This window comes from Campylobacter concisus, from assembly GCF_003049705.1.
In the GTDB taxonomy this organism is placed as follows: Bacteria; Campylobacterota; Campylobacteria; order Campylobacterales; family Campylobacteraceae; genus Campylobacter_A; species Campylobacter_A concisus_AR.
In genome coordinates this window covers 244680-265326 of record NZ_PIRF01000002.1, presented here as the reverse complement: position 1 = coordinate 265326, position 20647 = coordinate 244680, and the positions used below count along the sequence as shown (strand labels likewise).

18 protein-coding genes and 3 tRNA genes are annotated in these 20647 nt (G+C 38.4%); 10 read left to right on the top strand and 11 right to left on the bottom strand.

The window, feature by feature from the left end:
• Positions 1 to 160: 160 nt before the first annotated feature.
• From CVT05_RS03155 to CVT05_RS03115, 10 genes are all read right to left on the bottom strand, one after another.
• A complete protein-coding gene (locus tag CVT05_RS03155; protein WP_107697804.1) occupies positions 161 to 1636 on the bottom strand; it encodes an aldehyde dehydrogenase family protein in 1476 nt (491 codons plus the stop codon).
• A 128-nt stretch (positions 1637 to 1764) separates the two neighbouring features.
• The gene (locus tag CVT05_RS03150; RefSeq protein ID WP_107697803.1) at positions 1765 to 2934 is read right to left on the bottom strand and encodes a sensor histidine kinase; all 1170 of its coding nucleotides are present in this window, start codon (positions 2932 to 2934) and stop codon (positions 1765 to 1767) included.
• Positions 2927 to 3589, bottom strand: a complete 663-nt coding sequence (locus CVT05_RS03145) for a response regulator transcription factor (RefSeq protein WP_107686448.1) — start codon at positions 3587 to 3589, stop codon at positions 2927 to 2929. The genes CVT05_RS03150 and CVT05_RS03145 overlap by 8 nt, the downstream gene beginning before the upstream one ends.
• A 9-nt stretch (positions 3590 to 3598) precedes the next feature.
• Positions 3599 to 3853 (bottom strand): hypothetical protein, encoded by a 255-nt coding sequence (locus CVT05_RS03140; RefSeq protein WP_021090687.1) that lies wholly within the window; start codon positions 3851 to 3853, stop codon positions 3599 to 3601.
• 62 nt (positions 3854 to 3915) lie between these two features.
• Positions 3916 to 4821, bottom strand: a complete 906-nt coding sequence (locus tag CVT05_RS03135) for an AEC family transporter (RefSeq protein ID WP_021090876.1) — start codon at positions 4819 to 4821, stop codon at positions 3916 to 3918.
• Between the two features lie 98 nt (positions 4822 to 4919).
• On the bottom strand, positions 4920 to 6341 hold the full coding sequence (locus tag CVT05_RS03130) for a response regulator (RefSeq protein WP_234400533.1): 1422 nt from the start codon (positions 6339 to 6341) through the stop codon (positions 4920 to 4922).
• A 42-nt stretch (positions 6342 to 6383) separates the two neighbouring features.
• Positions 6384 to 6689: a hypothetical protein gene (locus CVT05_RS09455; RefSeq protein ID WP_234400532.1), complete on the bottom strand. Its 306-nt coding sequence runs from the start codon at positions 6687 to 6689 to the stop codon at positions 6384 to 6386.
• 66 nt (positions 6690 to 6755) lie between these two features.
• Positions 6756 to 6842, bottom strand: a tRNA-Leu gene (locus tag CVT05_RS03125).
• Positions 6843 to 6910: 68 nt separating this feature from the next.
• The gene (locus CVT05_RS03120; protein WP_012001719.1) at positions 6911 to 7213 is read right to left on the bottom strand and encodes an HU family DNA-binding protein; all 303 of its coding nucleotides are present in this window, start codon (positions 7211 to 7213) and stop codon (positions 6911 to 6913) included.
• A gap of 124 nt (positions 7214 to 7337) precedes the next feature.
• Entirely contained in the window at positions 7338 to 8084 is a 747-nt protein-coding gene (locus tag CVT05_RS03115) for a YaaA family protein (protein ID WP_107697802.1), read from the bottom strand.
• Between the two features lie 139 nt (positions 8085 to 8223).
• Between CVT05_RS03115 and flgL the strand changes: the two genes are divergently transcribed.
• The 4 genes from flgL to CVT05_RS03095 all read left to right on the top strand — a co-directional run bounded on the left by flgL (position 8224) and on the right by CVT05_RS03095 (position 13044).
• Positions 8224 to 10539: a flagellar hook-associated protein FlgL gene (gene flgL / locus CVT05_RS03110; RefSeq protein WP_107697801.1), complete on the top strand. Its 2316-nt coding sequence runs from the start codon at positions 8224 to 8226 to the stop codon at positions 10537 to 10539.
• Positions 10540 to 10580: 41 nt separating this feature from the next.
• On the top strand, positions 10581 to 12761 hold the full coding sequence (locus CVT05_RS03105; RefSeq protein WP_413784137.1) for a DNA translocase FtsK 4TM domain-containing protein: 2181 nt from the start codon (positions 10581 to 10583) through the stop codon (positions 12759 to 12761).
• A 107-nt stretch (positions 12762 to 12868) separates the two neighbouring features.
• A tRNA-Gln gene (locus tag CVT05_RS03100) sits at positions 12869 to 12943 on the top strand.
• 26 nt (positions 12944 to 12969) lie between these two features.
• A tRNA-Met gene (locus tag CVT05_RS03095) sits at positions 12970 to 13044 on the top strand.
• Between the two features lie 605 nt (positions 13045 to 13649).
• Here CVT05_RS03095 and CVT05_RS03085 read toward each other — a convergent pair.
• Entirely contained in the window at positions 13650 to 13952 is a 303-nt protein-coding gene (locus tag CVT05_RS03085; protein ID WP_103582705.1) for a c-type cytochrome, read from the bottom strand.
• Between the two features lie 91 nt (positions 13953 to 14043).
• Here CVT05_RS03085 and gmhB point away from each other — a divergent pair, with 91 nt between their 5' ends.
• The 6 genes from gmhB (at position 14044) to gyrA (ending at position 20617) form a co-directional block, all read left to right on the top strand.
• A complete protein-coding gene (gene gmhB / locus CVT05_RS03080; protein ID WP_107697798.1) occupies positions 14044 to 14559 on the top strand; it encodes a D-glycero-beta-D-manno-heptose 1,7-bisphosphate 7-phosphatase in 516 nt (171 codons plus the stop codon).
• Positions 14556 to 15545, top strand: coding sequence for an ADP-glyceromanno-heptose 6-epimerase (gene rfaD / locus CVT05_RS03075; protein ID WP_107697797.1), 990 nt, complete (start codon positions 14556 to 14558; stop codon positions 15543 to 15545). Before gmhB ends, rfaD begins: the two co-directional genes overlap by 4 nt.
• Positions 15538 to 16956 (top strand): D-glycero-beta-D-manno-heptose-7-phosphate kinase, encoded by a 1419-nt coding sequence (gene rfaE1 / locus CVT05_RS03070; protein WP_107697796.1) that lies wholly within the window; start codon positions 15538 to 15540, stop codon positions 16954 to 16956. The genes rfaD and rfaE1 overlap by 8 nt, the downstream gene beginning before the upstream one ends.
• Positions 16931 to 17500 carry a D-sedoheptulose 7-phosphate isomerase gene (gmhA, locus tag CVT05_RS03065; protein WP_107697795.1) on the top strand — a complete coding sequence of 190 codons (570 nt, stop codon included), beginning with the start codon at positions 16931 to 16933 and terminating at the stop codon, positions 17498 to 17500. The genes rfaE1 and gmhA overlap by 26 nt, the downstream gene beginning before the upstream one ends.
• Before the next feature lies 1 nt (position 17501).
• Positions 17502 to 17897 (top strand): SseB family protein, encoded by a 396-nt coding sequence (locus CVT05_RS03060; RefSeq protein ID WP_107697794.1) that lies wholly within the window; start codon positions 17502 to 17504, stop codon positions 17895 to 17897.
• A gap of 98 nt (positions 17898 to 17995) precedes the next feature.
• Positions 17996 to 20617, top strand: a complete 2622-nt coding sequence (gyrA, locus tag CVT05_RS03055) for a DNA gyrase subunit A (protein WP_107697793.1) — start codon at positions 17996 to 17998, stop codon at positions 20615 to 20617.
• Positions 20618 to 20647 lie beyond the last annotated feature (30 nt).

Sequence of the window (20647 nt, the reverse complement as noted above, 5' to 3'; positions counted from 1 at the left end):
AATTTTAGTCTATTAAACTTAAAAATGTAGTGTTAAGAAAACACTTTTGTATAGCTGTACTATATTGGCGTAATGCTAGCGATATATAAAGTTAAAACCTAGTAAAAGATATTTAAAATTTAAGGAATTTAAAGTAGAAGGGAGCCTAAGCTCCCTAAAATCATTGTGCGTAAAAGCCGCTGACCTTACCGGTTAGGTCGATCATGATGTTTTTCATTTGAGTGTAGTGCTCAAGGATGATCTTGTGAGTTTCGCGGCCGATACCTGAGTTTTTGTATCCGCCAAATGGGCTGCCTGCTGGGATTTGGTTGTAGGTGTTGATCCAGACTCTGCCAGTCTCCATAGACCTTGCAACGCGAAGTGCTTTTGTGATGTCTTGCGTGAAAATTCCGCCACCTAGGCCGTATTCGCTATCATTTACCATTTTGATGAGTTCGGCTTCATCTTTAAATTTGATGACAACGCCAACTGGTCCAAAAATTTCTTCTTGAGCTACTCTCATATCATTTGTCACATCAACTAGCAACGTTGGCTCGACAAATGCGCCCTTGTCGCAACCATTTGCTGTGTAGGCTTTGCCACCGACTGCCACTTTTGCGCCTTCTTTTTTGCCGATCTCGACGTAGTTTAGAATTTGCTCAGCTTGTTTTTTATTGATTTGTGAGCCCATTTGAGTACTAGGATCTAGCGGATCGCCAACTTTTATGGTGCTAAATTTCTTAACTGCAGCCTCTATAAATTTGTCGTAAAAGCTCTCTTCTACGAAAATTCTTGAACCTGCGCAGCAAACTTGACCTTGGTTAAACAAAATGCCAAGCTGAAGGCCATCAAGCGCTTTATCTAAATTTGCGTCGCTAAAGAAGATATTTGCGCTCTTGCCACCAAGCTCAAGTGTGGCTGGGATGATACGGCGAGCCGCTGCTATGGCGATATCACGGCCGATCTCGGTTGAGCCAGTAAATGCTAGCTTATCAAGGCCTGGATGGTTTTTGATCCACTCACCACTCTTGCTGCCTTTACCAGTTATGATGTTTATTAAACCTTTTGGCAAAATTTTATCTATCAGCCTAAATAGCTCAAGCACGCTTAGGCTTGTCTCGCTTGAAGGCTTAAACACGCTTGCATCGCCTGCTGCGATCACTGGAGCTAGCTTCCAAGCTGCCATTAAAAATGGGAAATTCCAAGGCACGATCTGACCCACAACGCCTATTGGCTCGCGTAAAACGATAGAGAGCTGTTTCTCATCAAGTACGTTTGCACTGCCTTCTTCACCCATGATGACGCCAGCAAAGTACCTAAAATGCTCTGCCGCAAAAGGAATATCAACATTTAGCGTCTCGCGGATCGGCTTGCCGTTGTCCATGCTCTCAACTTTTGCCAAGTGCTCTTTGTTTTCATCAATGATATCAGCGATCTTGTTTAGTAGCTTTGCACGCTCGCTAATTGTAGTATGTTTAAATTTCTTAAAAGCCTCACGTGCAGCACGTACAGCGTCATTTACATCTTCTTCGGTAGCATCAGCGATCTTTGCAAGGTGCTCGCCGTTTGCTGGATTTTTTGCATCAAGTGTAGCACCGTCTTTTGCGTCACGCCACTCACCATTTATGAAAAGCCCATATTTTTCTAGTAGTTTCATACTTTTCTCCTTTATTAAGATTTTGTAAAAGGATTATAATATTAATAAAATTTATCAAAAATAAATTTTGGACATAAATTCTATTTTTTAATAAATTTTATTGTTTAGAGTAGGATGATTTTTTAAATTTAATTTTGCCAAGAGAGCGAAAACGTAGTCTCGCCATCAAGTTTGCTTTGGCATTTTACGAAGATATCATTTTTCTTGCAGCACTCTTTAACTAAATTTAGCCCTATGCCAAAGCCGCCTTGATCGTCGTTAAATCTCGTATAGCGGTCAAAAATTTTCATCTGATCCTCTTTGCTGATGCCTCGACCGGTGTTGCTTATGCTAAAGAAATTTGGCTCTAAAACGATGCGTACTTCTGAATTTTGCGCTGCGTATTTTGCGGCATTACTTAGGAGATTATCTAAAATTTTGCTCATATCCTCAAGGTCTGCATTTATGAAGCTGGGCTTTAGGCTGGCATCTATCTTAAGTCCGCGTTTGGCAAAAAATGGCGAGAAGTAGTTTAACCTTTGTGTGGTTAGTAAATTTAGATCTATCGGCTCTTTTTTGCTAGGCTTATCTAGGTTAAAGCTTAGATGAACGAGCGCGTCATAGATGTTATTTAGGCTCTTTGCGGCAAGGCTAATGTTGTTAAAACGCTTTAAATTTCGCTCATTTAGGTTGTCAAGATCAGCCGTTTCTATGCTCATAGAGATGACGCTAAGTGGCGTATTTATCTCGTGCGTGGAGTCTTTTATGAAGCGGTTTAGCGTATCTATCTTTTCATAAAGCGGTCTTAGGCTTACTTTTGCTAGATAAAGGGCGACAAAGAGCAGGGCAAAAAAGAAAAAGAGTGCCTTTAGTGTGGTCGAAATTTGCAAGGATAAAATTTCGCCGTTGATATCTTTGCCAACTAGAAAAATATCTGCGTACGAGAGTTCGTCTGTGGTGTTGTCATCCATGTACTGGATCTTTTCAAATATCGCGACCTTGCCGCTGATCAAATTTACATTTTTGCTTTTGTCGATCTTTTGGCAGTCAAAGTCTTTATAAATTTTCTCGCCATTGTTTAGCACAATGCAAGCGTGCACGCCTTTTTCTTTTGTTAGACTTGAAATTGAGTCAAGTCCATTCATTCTAGCTTTCATGTAAATGCCCATTTTTATCTCTTTTAGGCTCTTAACCTCGTTTAAAATGAGCGCTTCTTTTTTATTTTTGTAGTCATTGATGAAAAAATATCCTAAAAATAGCACAGAGCTAACAAGATAAAGGGATAGAATTTTAAATAAAATTTGCGTCTTTTCAGACATAGATGTAGCCGTCTCCACGCCTATTTAAAATGGCCTCTTTGCCTAAAATTTGGCGTAAATTTTTGATATAGACACGAAGGCTAAGTTCGCTTGGCTCCTCGTCAAATTTCCAAATTTTATTAAAAATTTCATCTTTGGTTAAAATTTTGCCTTTGTTTTGTAAAAATAGGGCGAGTAGGTCGCTCTCTTTACTCGAGATATTTACATTTTTACCATCTTTGCTTAGTGTCTTGCTCTGCGGATGAAAGCTAAGCTCATCTGAAATTTTGATCACATCGCCACTGTGATGTGAGAAATTTCTCTTTAGAAGCGCTTGTATGCGGATAAGTAGCTCTTTTAGCTCAAATGGCTTTTTTAGATAGTCGTCGCAACCACTTTTGTAGCCTTTTTCAAGATCATCAATGGTATTTAGTGACGTGGTAAAGATGCTAGGTGCGCTAACACCTAGCTCTCTTAAGGAAGAAAGAAGTGAAAAGCCATCTCCTTGTGGGAGTTTGACGTCAAGTATAAGCAGGTCGAAATTTTGCTCGTAGGCGAGATCAAGCGCTTCTTTGGCGTTATCTGAAGTAGTGACCTCATAGCCATTTTCAACTAGATACTCACTGATGAGATCAAGTAAAATTTCATCATCTTCAACGAGCAAAATTCTAACCATTAAGCACCTTTACATGCCTTTTTTCATTTCGTCTTTTTTCATACCCATGTCGTCTTTTTTCATTTCGTCTTTCATGCCCATGTCGTCTTTTTTCATCTCATCTTTTTTTACCATGGGTTTTTTGCCCATGTCATCTTTCATCATCTGCTCTTTCTTCATCATCTCGTCTTTGCCCATGTCATCTTTTTTCATCATTTCAGTAGCATTTGCAAGACCACCAAGCATAAACATAGCACCAAGTGCAACTAGTAGTAATTTCTTCATAACGTCTCCTTTAAATGAAATATGATGAAATACTATCTCTTTAGTGTTAAGTGAGCGTGAATTTACGCAAATACAAAATATATAACTGGAAGCGTGATAAATGAAAATAGCACGCCTATGGCCACTGATGAGATGGCTAGCGAGCTATCAAGTCCAGCTTTTATGACCATCGCACTTGCAAGGGCTGATGTCGGCATCGCACATTGAAAGAGACCAACGACCCAAGTTTTGCTCATCTGGATACCTGAGACTTTCAATATGATGAAAAATACGATAGCTGGTAAGATCATCTTGCACAAAAGCACGACGCTAACGCCTTTATATGAGCTTGTGATGCTACTAAAGTTAAGGCCAACACCGATCGCAAAAAGTGCTACTGGAGTGACGCTGCCTTCAAACATCCTAAGTGGCGCAAAGATAAAATCTGGAAGCGGGACTTCTTTTAAGATAAGACCCATGATAAGCGCTATAAATGGTGGAAATTTTAAAATTTTCATTGTATTTTGAAACAATGAAACCTTCTCTGGTGCGGCAAAAGATAGGATGAGTGGTCCAAGGATCGAAAGTGGGATACCAGTGGCTATTTGGTCGTAAAAGATGACCTCATTTACCATCGCATCGCCAAAGAAGCCCTGAATGACAGGCATACCGACAAATAGGGTGTTACCAAAAAGGCTTAGCATGACCATACTGACGGTTGTTATTTTGGTAAATTTAAAAACCCTGCCTATGACAAATGCCAAAGCGGCGCTAATGGCGGTTGAAGCAAAGCCGATAAGGATCGTGTTTATAAGCGAGGCATCGACATTTACGTGGTAAATTTTGTCAAAGATTAGCGCAGGCATTGCAAAACAAAGGACAAAATCCACAAATGGGATAGAATGTTTTTGCTCAACAATGCCGACTTTTTTAGCAAAAAAACCAGTTGCGATTATAAAAAATATTGCAAAAAGTGGAGTAAAGTTCATAGCATTCTCTTTATAAATCTAAATTTTTACGGAAAATTGATTATAGGACCCATAAGATTAAATTACAATAAACCTTTTTTAAAATTTGCTCTCAAAATTTATGCCTTGATGTCAACCTTTTTATAAAATTTATCTCTCTCATCTATCTTTTCTTTACTCTTTAAATCATTCTCAAGATAGCTGATATTATAAATTTCTCTTGTAGATATGCTTTTGCCATTATTTAGACTGATTAAAAATTTACTCTCAAATTTATTAGATAGATTGGCAATAGCGATCGCTCCGGCATCTTTTAGACTTACGATTTTATCACCTTGCATGAAGCCAATATCTTTAAAATCCAAGCTATTTAGCTGCACATTATTCATCTCTTTTGCCTCTAAATTTGTGCTAGTTTTTAGCTCACTTGATGTATTTAGCTTGCCAGTATCGTTATAAAGCTCTTTTACGTCTATCTCTCTACCACTATCAAATTTTAGCCTTATGGTGCCATCTTTGTTTAGCTTCATAGCTATGACGCTATCGCTATCTTGCAAAGATGCGGCAGCTGTGGCTTCATTTGTTATAAAAGCCTTTTTTACTTTTTTTAAATTCGAGATACTAAACTCAAGTCCAGTTGCTTGTTTAAATTCATTTTCCATCGCGATCATTTTGGCTGATTTTGTCTTCTCAAGCTTTGATATATAAGCGTCCGCATTTTCTTCAAATTTCTTTAAATTATTGCCAAGATTTTCTATCATCTTGTTATATGCGTCAAACTCAGCGTTATAATCTTTGTAAAATTTCATAAAACTATCTTTTTGAAATTTTGTATATGAGAAATTTTCATCTTTTTTGTAGTCTTTGCTCGGCTCAATGATCGGATTAAACTCGCTTAATCTTGCAGTATCATCAAAGCCCACTTTAAGATAGGCAAAATTTTTAAAAGAGCTATCTTTGCCAAAGATATTATTGTGTCTTAGATCGACCCAGCCGTCATTTTGGGCATATTTTTTAAAGAAATTATTTATATCATTTTTCTCTATCTTTTCATATCTGTTTTCTGCAGCGAACAAAGTATTTGGATCTGAGGCATAGTAAGAGTGTCTATAATCAATATCTTTTGTATCCACATAAAGATTGGGATTATTTGTGATCGTTGCTTTACGATTTAGCTCTTCTCTTTCTATTTGATTGTGATTTATGATGTTTGTGCTGATAAACTGCCTAAGATCAACCCTTGGCATCACATCGCTTAAATTTGCTATTTTTTCATTTCCGTCTTTGTCATAGCCCCTTACTTTTAGCTTATCAAAGAGTATGTCTTTTTGGTCAAGTACACCGTCATTGTTGCTATCAAAGCTAAAAAGATAGCTATTATTTTCTAATTTTGTAGTGCCAAGTTTGTCGCTATCGCCGTAAATATCTAAAAATACTTCTACTTCTCCATATTTTGTTTTTAAAGTGTTTGAGTAAGCGTAATCGTTTAAATTTTTAAATTTTGTATTTTCTAAGTATCCACTTTTTAGTGTAGATAGCATACTGCTGCTATCTGAAGCTTTTATATTTTTAAAGTAGGAATTTTAACTAAAATGATAGCCTCTAGAAAGTTCATTGGAGTGGATTTTATTGTTACTGTAGATGAGATTTTTTGAGTAGTTATTTAAAATTTCTTCTACTTTTTGTAGGATTTTGTGCCTATTTTGCTCTTTGATCTCAGCATCAGTGACATTTATAACTTTGCTTGCTTTGATACTTTCTTTTAAATTTGAAATTTGTTCGTTATTTATCTCTAAGCCTTGTTTATCCTTAAAGGCATGGAGCATATCTGTAGGATTTTTTAAATCTTTTAAATTTATAAAGTTATATTTTAAAGGTGTAATATTCATCTAAAGTCCTTTTTAAAGATGTTGAAGATAATATCGGATAAATTTATAAAGTATTTAGGCGTATAATGGTGCCCGAGGTCGGACTCGAACCGACACAAGGTTGCCCTTACCAGATTTTGAGTCTGGCGCGTCTACCAGTTTCACCACTCGGGCTAAAGTAAGATTGAAAGTTAATTTTTGTGTGAGAGGAAAAAGGGGAGACTTGCTCCCCTAAAAAGAAATTATTTCTTTTTACCTTTTTTAGCAGCACCAGCAGCAACTGCTTCTTTAAGTTTTTTGCCAACTTTGAATTTAACTGCTTTGCTAGCAGGAACATCGATAACTTTTTTAGTTCCAGGAACTCTAGCTTTTCTTGCAGCTCTGTCAGCAGTACCAAAAGTACCAAAGCCTATAAAGCTAATTGTATCGCCTTTTTCAAGAACTGCTTGGATTGTCTCCAAAGTAGCATCAACAACTTTTAGAGTATCTTTTTTTGAAAGACCAGCCTTATCGGCAACAGCTTGAATAAATTCAGCTTTTTTCATGAACCATCCTTTTAAGAAGTTATGTGGCTATATTACACTCTTTTAAAAAAAAATACAATACTTTTTCCCTAAATTTAGCTCTTTTTTACGTTTTTTTAACAAAAAATGCGATTTTTTTAAAAATTTACTCGCAAATTTCAAACATAAGCTCGGTCTTTAGACTAACCTTTTTCATATCAATAAGCTTTAAATTTTTAAAATTTAAGCTCAATAATTCATCTTTATTTTTTATAAGTTTATTTGCTATCTGGCGCAAGACTTCGCCTCTATATGCTTTTGCGTGATGACTCACTATTTTTTTATTTTTTATAAAGCAAAAAGTTATGTATTCTTTTTTTATAGTGTAAAATTTTTCATAAAACTTAGCTCTAAGGTCTAAAATCTCATCATTTTGCAAAAACTCATCAACCGCTTTACTAAAATTTTTTTCATAAAATTTTGAAATTTCAAAGCCACCTAGCTTTTCACCTTGCTTTAGTTTGTATTCTGGTATCTCATCTTTTGCTAAGATAGGCCCAAATAAATTTGAAAAGATTAAAACATTATTATCTATATATTTTTGCGCCTTATTGTCTAAACCACGATAGTTTAGATGTTTATAAGCCACGCCATCATACCTTAAGATAGCTTTTATGCTGCCTTTTTGAGATAGGCTTTCTCGCAGCTGCTTACTCTCTTCAAGCTCTTTTAGCCCAAAAAGCTTTTTTATCTCGTCTAAATTTGCATTTTTTAAAAATTCATCATATCTGTTTAAAATTTCAACTCTTTTGTCAAAAAGCTCTGGAAATATCAAATCCTTGCCATTAAATTTATTATTCGTATTTAGAGAAATTTTACTTTCGCTTGGAGAAAAGAGAATTTTTAGTGCCATTTTTCTTACCTATTTTATATATAAATTTTTGTTGGATTATACAATAAACTTTTTGTGCTAAAAAAAATCAAATTTTTACCGATATAAAAACAAGCGGAATCATTTTTGCTTAGAGTGAATAAAAATTTAGGAAAAAATTATGAGAATAACAAACCAACTACGTTTTAGTCAGACTCTGCATGACTACCAAAAAAATATGACCGGTGTAAATAAAAGCTATAAGCAGCTCTCAAATGGTTTGAAAATTCAAGATCCATACGATGGTGCTGCGACTTATAATGATGCGATGAGGCTTGATTATGAAGTAACTACTCTCACTCAAGTAGTTGATGCCACTGGTAAATCTGTAAATTTCTCAAAAAATACAGATAATGCGTTGCAAGAGTTTGAAAAACAGCTTGAAAATTTTAAGACAAAAGTAGTCCAAGCAGCTAGCAGCGTGCATAGTAAGACATCGCTAGAAGCTTTGGCAAATGATCTTCAAGGCATAAAAAATCACCTTGTGAATATTGCAAACACTTCGGTTAATGGGCAGTTTTTGTTTTCTGGAAGTGCTGTTGATACAAAGCCAATAGATGGCGCTGGAAAGTATCAAGGCAATCGTGATTATATGAAAACATCGGCTGGAGCACAAGTCGAGCTTCCTTATAATATCCCAGGATATGATCTATTTTTAGGAAAAGATGGTGATTACAGTAAAATTTTGACCACAAATGTTCGTTTAGCTGATCAAACTAGAACCGATATCTCTTATGCGCCAAAATTTCTAAACGATAACAGCAAGATAAAAAATATGATCGGGCTAAATTACGCTAGTGATTCAGTGGTTAGAAGTGACGGCTCTTACAATGGCACAATAAATCCGGATTATGATTTTTTAGATAATTCAAATGTAAATTTTCCAGATACATATTTTTTCATGCAAGGCAAAAAGCCAGACGGCACGACATTTACTAGCAAATTTAAGATGAGTGCAAATACAACAATGGCTGGACTTATGGAAAAAATCGGCATGGAATTTGGCAATACAAAAACAACAAAAGTTGTTGATGTAAGCATAAATAACGATGGACAATTTAATATAAAAGATCTTACTAAAGGTAATCAAACTATTGACTTTCATATGGTTGCAGCCACATCAGTAGCACCAAATCGCGGCGCAATCGCTCAAAACAACGCACTTGATGCGGTAAATTCTCTTGAAGATCTTGAAACTATGGCAAATAACGTTCCAAAAACGGTTCATATCACTGAGTTTGTAAAGAGCAAATATACTGATAAAGATGGAAATGCGACAAATGCACTTGACTATGATAAGGTTAGATTTGAAAGAAAGGATAATGAGCTAATCGCAAATTTACCTCAAGTAGCTAGAAGAACGGGCGAATATGCAACAGATCAGACAAAGCTAAGCGAAGTCTCTGGTACAAAAGAGAGCTACGATAGAAATTTATATCCAAAAGATGTTGACGCTAGAAAGAGAGAGCTTTTTAATATCGACAACCAAGAGATAAATTTACAAGTAAAGTCAATCACTGGTACAAAATATGACATAAAGGTAAAAATGGGTACAGCAGGGGGCACAAATACTCCAGTGCAATTTGAAATAACATCTACACCACCAGGTGGCACGCCTTCTGCACCTAGGACTTTAACTGTTTATAACTCAGATGAGTTTGGAAGTTACAGAACTTATGCTAGTGATTTTACTTATAGGCAGCTCATGGATATCGTTGCTATGGCAGCAAGCGATAATATTCCAAACCCTCCACATGCAGAAAACGCAAATTTTGATACAGATATAGAAAAAGTAAAAAGAGATCAAAACTATAATGCCTATAAAGAGGCTTTATCAAAAACAAAGGGCGCGGTAGAGACAACTTTAGATGATCGTGGCAGAATGGTTTTAACTGATAAGACAAAATCAGTAACAAACATAGAAGTAACTATGCATGATGCAAAAAATAGCGATAAATTTGATGGCGATAGCACTGGTAGAGATACGGCTGGTAATGCTGGCCACCCTCAAGGAAAGGGTTCTGTCTTTAGCTTTAACGAAAATAATGCTTTAACTATTGATGAGCCAAGTACGAGCGTTTTTCAAGACCTTGATAATATGATCGAAGCTGTTAGAAAGGGATATTATAGAGCTGATGCAAATAGCAATGACCCACGAAATACTGGTATGCAAGGCGCATTACAAAGGCTTGATCATCTAATAGATCATGCAAATAAAGAGCTTACAAAGATCGGCTCTCAATCAAGACTTTTAACCGCTACAAAAGAGCGAGCCGAAGTAATGAAAGTGAATGTGCTAACTGTTAAAAATGATGTAATTGACGCAGACTATGCGGAGTCATATCTGAAATTTACGCAGCTTTCACTATCTTATCAAGCAACCCTACAAGCAAGTGCAAAGATAAATCAACTAAGCTTGCTAAATTATTTAAATTAAAATTTAAATCAGCAGGCCGCCTAGCTTGCTGATTTTTTAAAATTAAACTCAAGCGTGCTATAATAAGCCTTTTTTATAAAGGATCTAAAATTTTACGACATATCTTATTTACAATTTTTGTTTGCATTTTTATATATTTTGGTATCGCTACAGCTGCTCCAACTGCTGATTTTGTTGGCTCGCTTGGACAAAGCCTTGGTATTTTAAATATCAAATATTTTGGACTTATCGCGTATGTTTATCCATTTTTATTGATCATTTTAGGCTATTTTGTCTATAAAAATTTTAAGAAATTTGACTTTGATTTTGCTCAGTTTTTGGTAGGAATTTTTCTATTTTTTATAGCTTTTTTGATGTTTCAAGCCTTGAGTGCTTCAAGTGTAAATGGCGGCATAATTGGGAATTTTATAGTTAGTGCTTTAAAAGAGGTGATCGGCTCTATCGGCACTGCGGTTGCTATACTTATGATGTTTATTATCTCACTTGGGCTTGCTTTTAGGGAAAATTTTATCATTGTTTTAAGAAAGGCTTTTGTGGATAAAGAGGTAAAAGTCCATGAAGAGAGAAATTTAAAAGAGATAAAACAAAAACAACTTCCAAAAATCGAACGCAAAAAACAAAAGAATAATGATATAAAAGAAGAAGAACTTATAGAAGCTCAGGTACTAAATGATGATGAGCAGAATTTAGATGAAGAGCTAGAGCCTGAGTCAGAAAAAGAGAGCAGGGCCTCAACTATAAACGGAGTTGAAATTTTAAACGAAGTGGCTGAAAACAAGAAGTTGCTTGATCAAATAGAGCGAGGAAATGTGGAAAAGCCAAAGAATTTTGTCTTGCCACCGCTTAAATTTTTAAACGATCCGCCAAAACGCTCACATAGTGTAAATGAAACGGAAATCGATCAGCAAATTTCTAATTTGCTTGATAAACTCCGTAAGTTTAAAATAGACGGCGATGTGGTTAGAACTTATACTGGGCCTATCGTCACGACATTTGAGTTTCGTCCAGCTCCACATATCAAGGTAAGTAAAATTTTAACACTTCAAGATGACCTAGCGATGGCACTAAAGGCTCAAACGATCCGTATCCAAGCGCCGATCCCTGGTAAAGATGTGGTAGGCATCGAGGTACCAAATCAAAACTTAGAAACTATATACCTAAAAGAAATTTTAGAGAGCGAAGTCTTTAAAAATGCAAGTAGCCCGCTGACTATGGCGCTTGGCAAAGATATCGTTGGTGCTCCTTTTGTGACTGACCTTAAAAAACTACCTCATTTGCTAATCGCAGGCACAACGGGATCAGGTAAGAGTGTGGGTATAAATGCGATGCTTTTAAGCCTGCTTTATAGAAATAGCCCACAAACTTTACGTCTAATGATGATAGATCCAAAAATGCTTGAATTTAGCATATATAACGATATTCCGCATCTTTTGACACCTGTTATCACAGAGGCTAAAAAGGCGATCACTGCACTTGCCAATATGGTCGCTGAGATGGAGCGAAGATATAAGATAATGAGCCAAACTCGTACGAAAAATATAGAGAGCTACAATGAAAAGATGAAAGAGGAAGGCGGCGAGCAGTTCCCGTACATCGTTGTGATCATTGACGAGCTTGCTGATCTCATGATGACTAGTGGCAAGGATGTGGAGCTTTATATCGGCCGTCTAGCACAGATGGCAAGAGCTAGCGGCATACACTTGATAGTGGCAACCCAGCGCCCAAGCGTTGATGTCGTGACTGGCCTTATAAAGGCAAATTTGCCAAGTAGGATAAGCTATAGGGTAGGGCAGAGAATCGATAGTAAGGTCATCTTGGATCAAATGGGAGCTGAGAGCTTGCTCGGACGCGGAGATATGCTGTTTACGCCTCCTGGAAGTCCTGGTGTGATAAGACTGCATGCGCCTTTTGCGAGCGAAAAAGAGATAGAGACAATCGTAAATTTCTTAAAAGAGCAACAAGATGTAGTTTATGATGAGAAATTTTTAATAGAAGAAGGCACAAGCGGAAGTGTGGCCGCTGGTACTCTAGGAGAAGATGAGCTTGACGAGCTTTACGAAGAAGCCAAAGAGATCATTTTAAGTGAGCAAAAAACGTCGATCAGTTATCTGCAAAGACGTCTAAAAATAGGTTACAACAAAGCTGCAAACATAATAGAGCAAATGGAAAAAATGGGTGTTTTAAGCCCAGTGAATGCAAAAGGACAAAGAGAAATTTTATAGCTAAAGTCATAAATTGCTTTAATTTTAGAATTTTAATTTTTATTAAAATTCTAAAAAGTCTTGACAAAGCACATTAAAATCTATATAATTACAACTCTTAAAAACATTGGGGTATCGCCAAGCGGTAAGGCAACTGGTTTTGGTCCAGTCATTCAGAGGTTCGAATCCTCTTACCCCATCCACTTTTTAAATCCAAAATAATACTTATCGCGGAGTAGAGCAGTGGTAGCTCGTCGGGCTCATAACCCGAAGGTCGGCGGTTCAAATCCGTCCTCCGCAACCAAATGCCCATTGCTTTTGCCATCTTTTAACTATGCACCAACCCCTGTGCCATAGCGTATATCATCAACATTGAGATGAACGTAGTGTAAGCTACTCTTAATATCCGTATGACCCATAAAAGCCATCAATTTATGAGCATTAAATCCCTTCAAACTCACTAACCTAGAAGCCACTGTATGGCGTAATACGTATAGTCCGTGAGTGTTGTTTTCTCCCTTATATCCTAGATGGTTTCTTACAGCCCACTACATACGATTTGCTGTATCGTGGTTTAGATGAGTTATAGGGCACTTGTTTAAGGGTAGGTCTTTGCAGTTATCATAAGCACCTTGAGATACCCAGTAGTAAGCCATACGAAGCACTTGGTTGTCTTTTGTTTCAGTAAAGAGTTTGCGAGCCTCTATTTTACTTACGCTCTTAGCTATTTCTAAGCGTTGTTTTATGGCTTTGAAGACTAGAATAGTTTTGTTTTAATATGTAAAAAAAAAGATTAGTAAAAATAGGTTTCATAGCTTTTAAATATAAAAAGAGAAATTTCCACCTAGTATTGTTTTATGGATTATTAGTATAAATTTAAAATGTAGGAGGGGCGAATGCCCCTAATTATTATTTTAAAGTTTGGATGTATTCAGCTACTGCTTTTACATCTTCGTCGCTCATTGGAGTAGCGATTGGTTTCATCATAGCGCCAAGACCAAATTTATTTGCTCCTGTTTTATAACCCTTTAGTGCCTCTTCGATAGCTGCTGCATCAAGAGATGTTAAAGCTGGAACTTTATTATTAAACATTTTTTCAGCTTTTGCACCATGACAGGCGATGCATTTTTTGTAGATAGCAGCACCATCTGCAGCAAAGGCAGCAGTTGAAAGTAGAGCCGCAACGCTAGAAACAATTAGTAATTTTTTCATTTTTCATCCTTTGTAAAAAAGTTTATGCATTATAGTACAAAAAGGTAAATTCGCAAGAAGCTAGTTAAAATATTTTGGCTATAATCACCAAATGAATAAAAATGAGCCTATTAAAGCACTTTTTCTAGATCGAGACGGCGTAATAAACGAAGATGCTGGATATGTTTACGAGATAAAAGATTTTAAATTTATCGATGGCATTTTTGATGCGTTAAGAGAATTTGCCAAGGCTGGCTACAAGCTCTTTGTCGTGACAAATCAATCAGGTATCGGAAGAGGCTACTACACGCAGGAGCAGTTTGAGACTCTAACTAAATTTATGCTAGAAATTTTCAAAAAAGAGCAAATTTTTATCACCAAAGTCTACTTTTGCCCACATGCCCCAGAGATGGATTGCGCTTGTAGAAAACCAAATCCAAAGATGATACTTGATGCTTGCAAAGAGTTTAATATAGATATTAAAAACTCGCTCATGATAGGCGATAAGTCAAGCGACGTTGAGGCTGGCAAAAGGGCAGGGGTTGGTAGAAATTTCTTGCTTGATGGGATAAATTTTAAAAATGTAAAAGATGTTTTAAATAAGCTAAAAAAGGAAAAATCACTATGAATTTAAATGGAAAAAAGATAGTTATAACTGGTGGCGCTGGCTTTATCGGCTCAGCCTTGGCGCATTATTTTGACGAAAATTTTAAAGATGCTCACGTGCTTGTCGTGGATAAATTTAGAAACGACGAGACATTTAGCAACGGCAACCTAAAAAGCTTTGGTCATTTTAAAAATTTACTAGGCTTTAAGGGTGAAATTTACGCCGGCGACATCAACGATTCTAGCACGCTTGAAAAGATAAAGAGCTTTCGCCCAGACGTCATCTACCACGAGGCAGCGATCTCAGATACGACCGTAAAAGAGCAAGACGAGCTAATAAAAACAAATGTAAACGCCTTTGTAAATTTGCTTGATATCTGCGAGAGTTTGGGCGCAAAGATGATTTACGCTAGCTCAGGCGCCACTTATGGCAACGCAAAGAGCCCACAAACCGTTGGTGAATGCGAAGCGCCAAATAACGTTTATGGCTTTAGCAAACTAAGCATGGATAATATCAATAAAATTTACGCAAAGCGTGGCGTGAGCGTGGTTGGGCTGAGGTATTTTAACGTCTTTGGCAAGGGTGAGTTTTTCAAAAATAAAACCGCTTCGATGGTACTTCAGTTTGGCTTACAAATTTTAGCTGGCAAGACTCCAAGACTCTTTGAAGGCAGCGACCAGATCAAACGTGACTTTGTTTACATAAAAGATATCATTGATGCAAATATAAAAGCACTTGACGCGCCAAGTGGCGTCTATAACGCAGCTACTGGCAAAGCAAGGAGCTTTCAAGATATCGCTGACATCTTGCAGCGTGAGATCGGCGTAAATTTAGGCAACGAATACATCAAAAACCCATTTATCGGCTCATATCAGTTTCACACAGAGGCCGACGTTGCTCCAGCTCGCGAAGCATTTGGCTTTAGCGCGACTTGGAGCCTGGAAGAAGCGATCAAAGACTACTTACCAGAGATAAAGAGAATTTATAAGGAAGAGCTAAATGGCTAAGAGAGTTAAAATTTTAGTCGTCGGCGATCTCATGTTAGATCACTACATCTGGGGTAGTTGCGACCGTATCTCGCCTGAAGCGCCAGTGCAGGTGGTAAAGATAAATAACGAAACCTACACGCTTGGTGGCGCTGGCAACGTGGTGAGAAATTTACTCTCTCTTGGCGCAAATGTGAGCGTGGCTAGTGTCCTAGGAGATGATGAGGCTGGCAAAAAGATAAAAGAGAGACTTGCTGAGTTAAACGTAAAAGATGAGCTGATCCTTACCGAAAAAGGACGTGAAAGCTCGATAAAAAGCCGCATAATGGCATCGCACCAGCAAGTTGTCAGGATCGATAAAGAGAGCGTTATCAAGATAAATTTAGAAGATGAGCTCGTCTCAAAAGTAAAAGAAAACCTTGTAAATTTCAAGGCCGTCTTGCTAAGTGACTACGGCAAAGGTGTGCTTAGCGAAAAGGTCTGCCAAGAGATCATAAACGAGTGCGTGAGGCTAAATATCCCAGTGCTCATAGACCCAAAAGGCAGCGACTACTCAAAGTATAAAAATGCAACCCTTCTAACGCCAAATAAAAAAGAGGCGAGCGAGGCTACAAATTTAAAGATAAAAGACAAGGCTGAGCTTGAAAAAGCGATAAAACAGCTAAAAGACGAGCTAAATTTGACCTATTCGATCATCACGATCTCAGAAGAGGGCATCGCGCTATATGATGACAAATTGCACATATTTGCGGCCAAGGCAAAAGAGGTCTTTGATGTCACTGGCGCTGGAGATACGGTGCTTGCTACACTTGGCTACATGCTAGCAAACGGGGCTGATATAAAAGAGGCGATAAAGATAGCAAACCTCGCAGCAGCCGTCGTAGTGGCCAAGATTGGTAGCGCAACGGCTAGCTTTAGCGAGATCGAGCAGCTGCTAAATAGCTCATTTGGAGCAAATTTCGAGCACAAGCTTAAAAGTATTGAGGAGCTAGAAGAAATTTTGAGCCAAAAGGGCAAGAAAAAGGTCGTTTTCACAAATGGCTGCTTTGATATCCTGCACGCTGGGCACGTAAAATACCTAGCGCGCGCAAGGGAGCTTGGCGATCTTTTGGTTGTTGGGCTAAACTCGGACGCTTCAGTTAAGAGGCTAAAAGGCGAGGCTAGGCCTATAAACTCGCAAGATGACAGAGCCTGCGTGCTAAGCGGGCTTGGATTTGTTGATTATGTCGTGATATTTGATGAGGATACGCCATTAAATTTGATAACAAAGATAAAGCCAGATGTGCTTGTAAAAGGGGCTGACTACAAGGGCAAAGAGGTCGTTGGCAGCGAGATCGTAAAAGAGGTCAGGCTGATCGACTTTGTCGAGGGCAAAAGTACAACAGGGATAATAAAAAGGATAAAAGATGCTAAAAACGATGATAAAAAATGAGCTTGAGGCTCACCAAAAGACCTTTAGCGAGCATGTAAATTTGCTAGGTAGCTTGGAGCGTGCTTGCCAGATGGTGGCTGATACGCTAAAAAATGGCAAAAAGGTGCTCATTTGCGGTAACGGCGGCTCTGCGGCGGACGCTCAGCACTTTGCAGCCGAGCTAACTGGCAGATATAAAAGCGAGCGTCAGCCACTACCTGGCATCGCGCTAACTACTGATACTTCGGCACTTACAGCCATTGGCAACGACTACGGCTTTGACTACGTTTTCTCACGCCAGTTTGAGGCTTTAGCTCGCTCTGGTGACTTGCTCGTGGCTATCTCAACAAGTGGCAACAGCAAAAACGTCCTTGAAGCTATAAAAAGTGCCAAGAAAATGGGCGCATCAGTGCTTGGACTTAGCGGCAAAGGTGGTGGCGCTATGAATGAGGATTGTGATCTAAATTTAGTCGTTAGCTCAAGCGATACTGCAAGGATACAAGAGTCGCACATATTTTTTATTCACACGATCTGCCAGGCTGTAGACGAGGCTTTTAGGGGCTAAAATGCAAGAAGCGATGGATAAATTTTTAAATGATCCTTGCCAGCAAAATGAGATAAATTTGATAGCGGCTTTAAAAAAAGCTACCTTTTTTGCTCCGGTGCTTTTAAACCAAGCGCTCGCAAAGCCTGATGGTGGCGTAGTTTATGAGGAGGAGGGCTCAAATATCAAATTTATCCTACTTGAAGATGAGGGCGAGAAGCTTAGCTATTTTCCGGCATTTACAAGCAAAGAGGCGATGAAGCTTTGGCGAAATGACAGCGAGCAAGAAAGCATAGAGATAAGTCTAAAAGAGTATCTTGCGATGCTAAAAGAGAGTAGCTATGCTGGCGTCGTGGTTGATGCTTTTAGCTATGATTTTATTCTTAAAAAAGAGCAGATAGAAAAAATTTTAGACTAAAATTTTCATAGTTCTATTGCCAAAGTCGCTGATTTGCTATTTAGCAAGTTTTTATTAATTTTAAGCTAAAATCAGTCAAGCTAAATTTAAGGAAAAAAATGAAAGACAATCTACTTGAATTAACCCAAGATATCGCATCAGTTGATATCGAAGAGTCTATAAAAACTAGCTATCTTGACTACTCCATGAGCGTCATCGTCGGACGTGCTTTGCCTGACGCTAGAGACGGATTAAAGCCAGTACATAGAAGAATTTTATACGCTATGGATAATCTTGGCGTTGGCAGCAGAAGTGCCTATATGAAGTCAGCTCGTATCGTCGGTGAAGTCATCGGTAAGTACCACCCACATGGTGATACAGCGGTTTATGACGCACTTGTTCGTATGGCTCAGAAATTTTCTATGCGTTATCCAGTAGTTGACGGACAAGGAAACTTTGGCTCGATTGATGGCGACAGCGCAGCTGCGATGCGTTATACAGAAGCTAGAATGACAATACTTACTGAAGAGCTTTTAAAAGATATCGACAAAGACACGGTTGATTTTGTGCCAAACTACGATGATAGAGAGGTTGAGCCAGATGTACTTCCAAGCCGTGTGCCAAATTTATTGCTAAACGGCTCAAGCGGTATTGCGGTTGGTATGGCGACAAATATCCCACCACACAGCCTTGATGAGCTAATAGACGGTCTTTTGCTACTTCTTGAAAACAAAGAGGCTACACTTGAAGAGGTGATGGAATTCATAAAAGGTCCAGACTTCCCAACTGGCGGTATCATCTTTGGCAAAAAAGGCATCATAGAAGCCTACCGCACAGGTCGTGGCAGGGTCAAACTAAGAGCCAAAACTCACATAGAAAAAAAGCCAAACAAAGACGTCATCGTCATCGACGAGCTACCATATCAAACAAACAAAGCAAGGCTTATTGAGCAGATCGCTGAGCTTGTAAAAGATAAGCAGATAGAGGGCATCAGCGAGGTTAGAGATGAGTCTGATAAGGACGGCATCCGCGTAGTCATTGAGCTAAAACGCGACGCTATGAGCGACATCGTGCTAAATAATCTCTTTAAATCAACCACGATGGAGAGCACTTTTGGCGTTATTATGCTTGCTATTAATAACAAAGAGCCAAAGGTATTTAACCTTATCGAGCTACTTAAGCTATTTTTAAATCACAGAAAAACAGTTATCATTAGAAGGACGATATTTGAGCTTGAAAAAGCGCGCGCAAGAGCCCACATTTTAGAGGGTCTAAAGATAGCACTTGATAATATCGACGAGGTGATCGAGCTTATTAGAAATAGTGCTGATACAGCGGTTGCTAGAGAAGGCTTGATGAGTAAATTTAACCTCTCAGAACTTCAAGCAAACGCTATCCTTGATATGCGTCTAAGCAAGCTTACAGGCCTAGAGAGAGAAAAACTAGAGGCCGAGCTAGCTGAGCTTATGGCTGAGATCGCAAGACTTGATGAAATTTTAAAGAGTGAGACATTGCTTGAAAATTTGATCAAAGAAGAGCTTCTTGAGATCAAAAATAAATTTAAGGTACCAAGAATTACTGAGATCGTTGATGACTACGATGATATCGACATCGAAGATCTCATACCAAATGAAAATATGGTCGTAACCATAACTCACCGCGGCTACATCAAGCGTGTGCCAAGCAAGCAGTATGAGAAGCAAAAACGCGGTGGCAAGGGCAAAGTAGCGGTCACGACATACGATGATGACTTTATAGAGAGCTTTTTTACTTCAAATACCCACGATACGCTTATGTTTGTGACTGACCGCGGACAGCTATATTGGCTAAAAGTCTATAAGATCCCAGAGGGAAGCCGCACAGCAAAGGGCAAGGCAGTTGTAAATTTGATCCAGTTGCAGCCTGATGAGAAGATCAAAGCGATCATCCCAACGACTGACTTTGACGAGAGCAAATCGCTAGCATTCTTTACTAAAAATGGCATCGTAAAACGCACAAATTTAAGTGAGTTTAAAAACATTCGCTCAGTTGGTGTAAGAGCGATAAGTCTTGATGAGAACGACGAGCTAGTAACTGCGCTCATCGCTCAAACATACGATGATATGCCAGTAACTGACCCAGAAAATGAGCTAAGCGTTGAGACAGAGGTGCTTGAAGTTGAAGAGCTTCAAAACGAGATCGACGAAGATAATGTAAATGCCGAAGAGGATGCAAACTCAAGCGATGAGACAATGCTATTTGTCGTTACCAAAAAGGGTATGTGTCTTAAATTTAAGATCAGCAAAGTTCGCCAAATGGGAAGAACTGCACACGGCGTAACTGGCATTAAATTTAAAGAGCCAGGCGATGAGGTCGTAGGTGCAGCAGTAATTGAAAGCAATGATCAAGAAATTTTAAGCATATCTCAAAAAGGTATCGGCAAGCGCACAACCGCTGATGAGTACCGCTTGACAAACCGCGGCGGCAAAGGCGTCATCTGCATGAAGCTAACAAGTAGAACAGGCGATCTTGTGGGCGTTGTGATGGTTGATGAAGAGCAAGATCTTATGGCTCTAACATCAAGTGGTAAGATGATAAGAGTCGATATGCAAAGCATCCGCAAAGCAGGACGTAACACAAGTGGTGTGATCGTCGTAAATGTCGATGGCGATGATGTTGTAAGTATCGCAAGATGCCCTAAGGCAGATGATGGCGAGGATGAGGACGAAGCACCAAGCGAAGATATGGGGCTTTTGGAATAAATTTTGCTATTAAATTTTAAATAAAAGCAT

Excerpts from the sequence above, each read along its gene's own strand:
- CVT05_RS03085 (WP_103582705.1), bottom strand. The coding sequence starts at position 13,952 with ATGAAAAAATTACTAATTGTTTCTAGCGTTGCGGCTCTACTTTCAACT.
- CVT05_RS03135 (WP_021090876.1), bottom strand. The coding sequence starts at position 4,821 with ATGAACTTTACTCCACTTTTTGCAATATTTTTTATAATCGCAACTGGT.
- CVT05_RS03130 (WP_234400533.1), bottom strand. The coding sequence starts at position 6,341 with ATGCTATCTACACTAAAAAGTGGATACTTAGAAAATACAAAATTTAAA.
- gmhB (WP_107697798.1), top strand. The coding sequence starts at position 14,044 with ATGAATAAAAATGAGCCTATTAAAGCACTTTTTCTAGATCGAGACGGC.
- CVT05_RS03120 (WP_012001719.1), bottom strand. The coding sequence starts at position 7,213 with ATGAAAAAAGCTGAATTTATTCAAGCTGTTGCCGATAAGGCTGGTCTT.
- CVT05_RS03140 (WP_021090687.1), bottom strand. The coding sequence starts at position 3,853 with ATGAAGAAATTACTACTAGTTGCACTTGGTGCTATGTTTATGCTTGGT.
- rfaD (WP_107697797.1), top strand. The coding sequence starts at position 14,556 with ATGAATTTAAATGGAAAAAAGATAGTTATAACTGGTGGCGCTGGCTTT.
- CVT05_RS03155 (WP_107697804.1), bottom strand. The coding sequence starts at position 1,636 with ATGAAACTACTAGAAAAATATGGGCTTTTCATAAATGGTGAGTGGCGT.
- gyrA (WP_107697793.1), top strand. The coding sequence starts at position 17,996 with ATGAAAGACAATCTACTTGAATTAACCCAAGATATCGCATCAGTTGAT.
- CVT05_RS03145 (WP_107686448.1), bottom strand. The coding sequence starts at position 3,589 with ATGGTTAGAATTTTGCTCGTTGAAGATGATGAAATTTTACTTGATCTC.
- CVT05_RS03060 (WP_107697794.1), top strand. The coding sequence starts at position 17,502 with ATGCAAGAAGCGATGGATAAATTTTTAAATGATCCTTGCCAGCAAAAT.
- rfaE1 (WP_107697796.1), top strand. The coding sequence starts at position 15,538 with ATGGCTAAGAGAGTTAAAATTTTAGTCGTCGGCGATCTCATGTTAGAT.
- flgL (WP_107697801.1), top strand. The coding sequence starts at position 8,224 with ATGAGAATAACAAACCAACTACGTTTTAGTCAGACTCTGCATGACTAC.
- gmhA (WP_107697795.1), top strand. The coding sequence starts at position 16,931 with ATGCTAAAAACGATGATAAAAAATGAGCTTGAGGCTCACCAAAAGACC.
- CVT05_RS03115 (WP_107697802.1), bottom strand. The coding sequence starts at position 8,084 with ATGGCACTAAAAATTCTCTTTTCTCCAAGCGAAAGTAAAATTTCTCTA.
- CVT05_RS03150 (WP_107697803.1), bottom strand. The coding sequence starts at position 2,934 with ATGTCTGAAAAGACGCAAATTTTATTTAAAATTCTATCCCTTTATCTT.
- CVT05_RS09455 (WP_234400532.1), bottom strand. The coding sequence starts at position 6,689 with ATGAATATTACACCTTTAAAATATAACTTTATAAATTTAAAAGATTTA.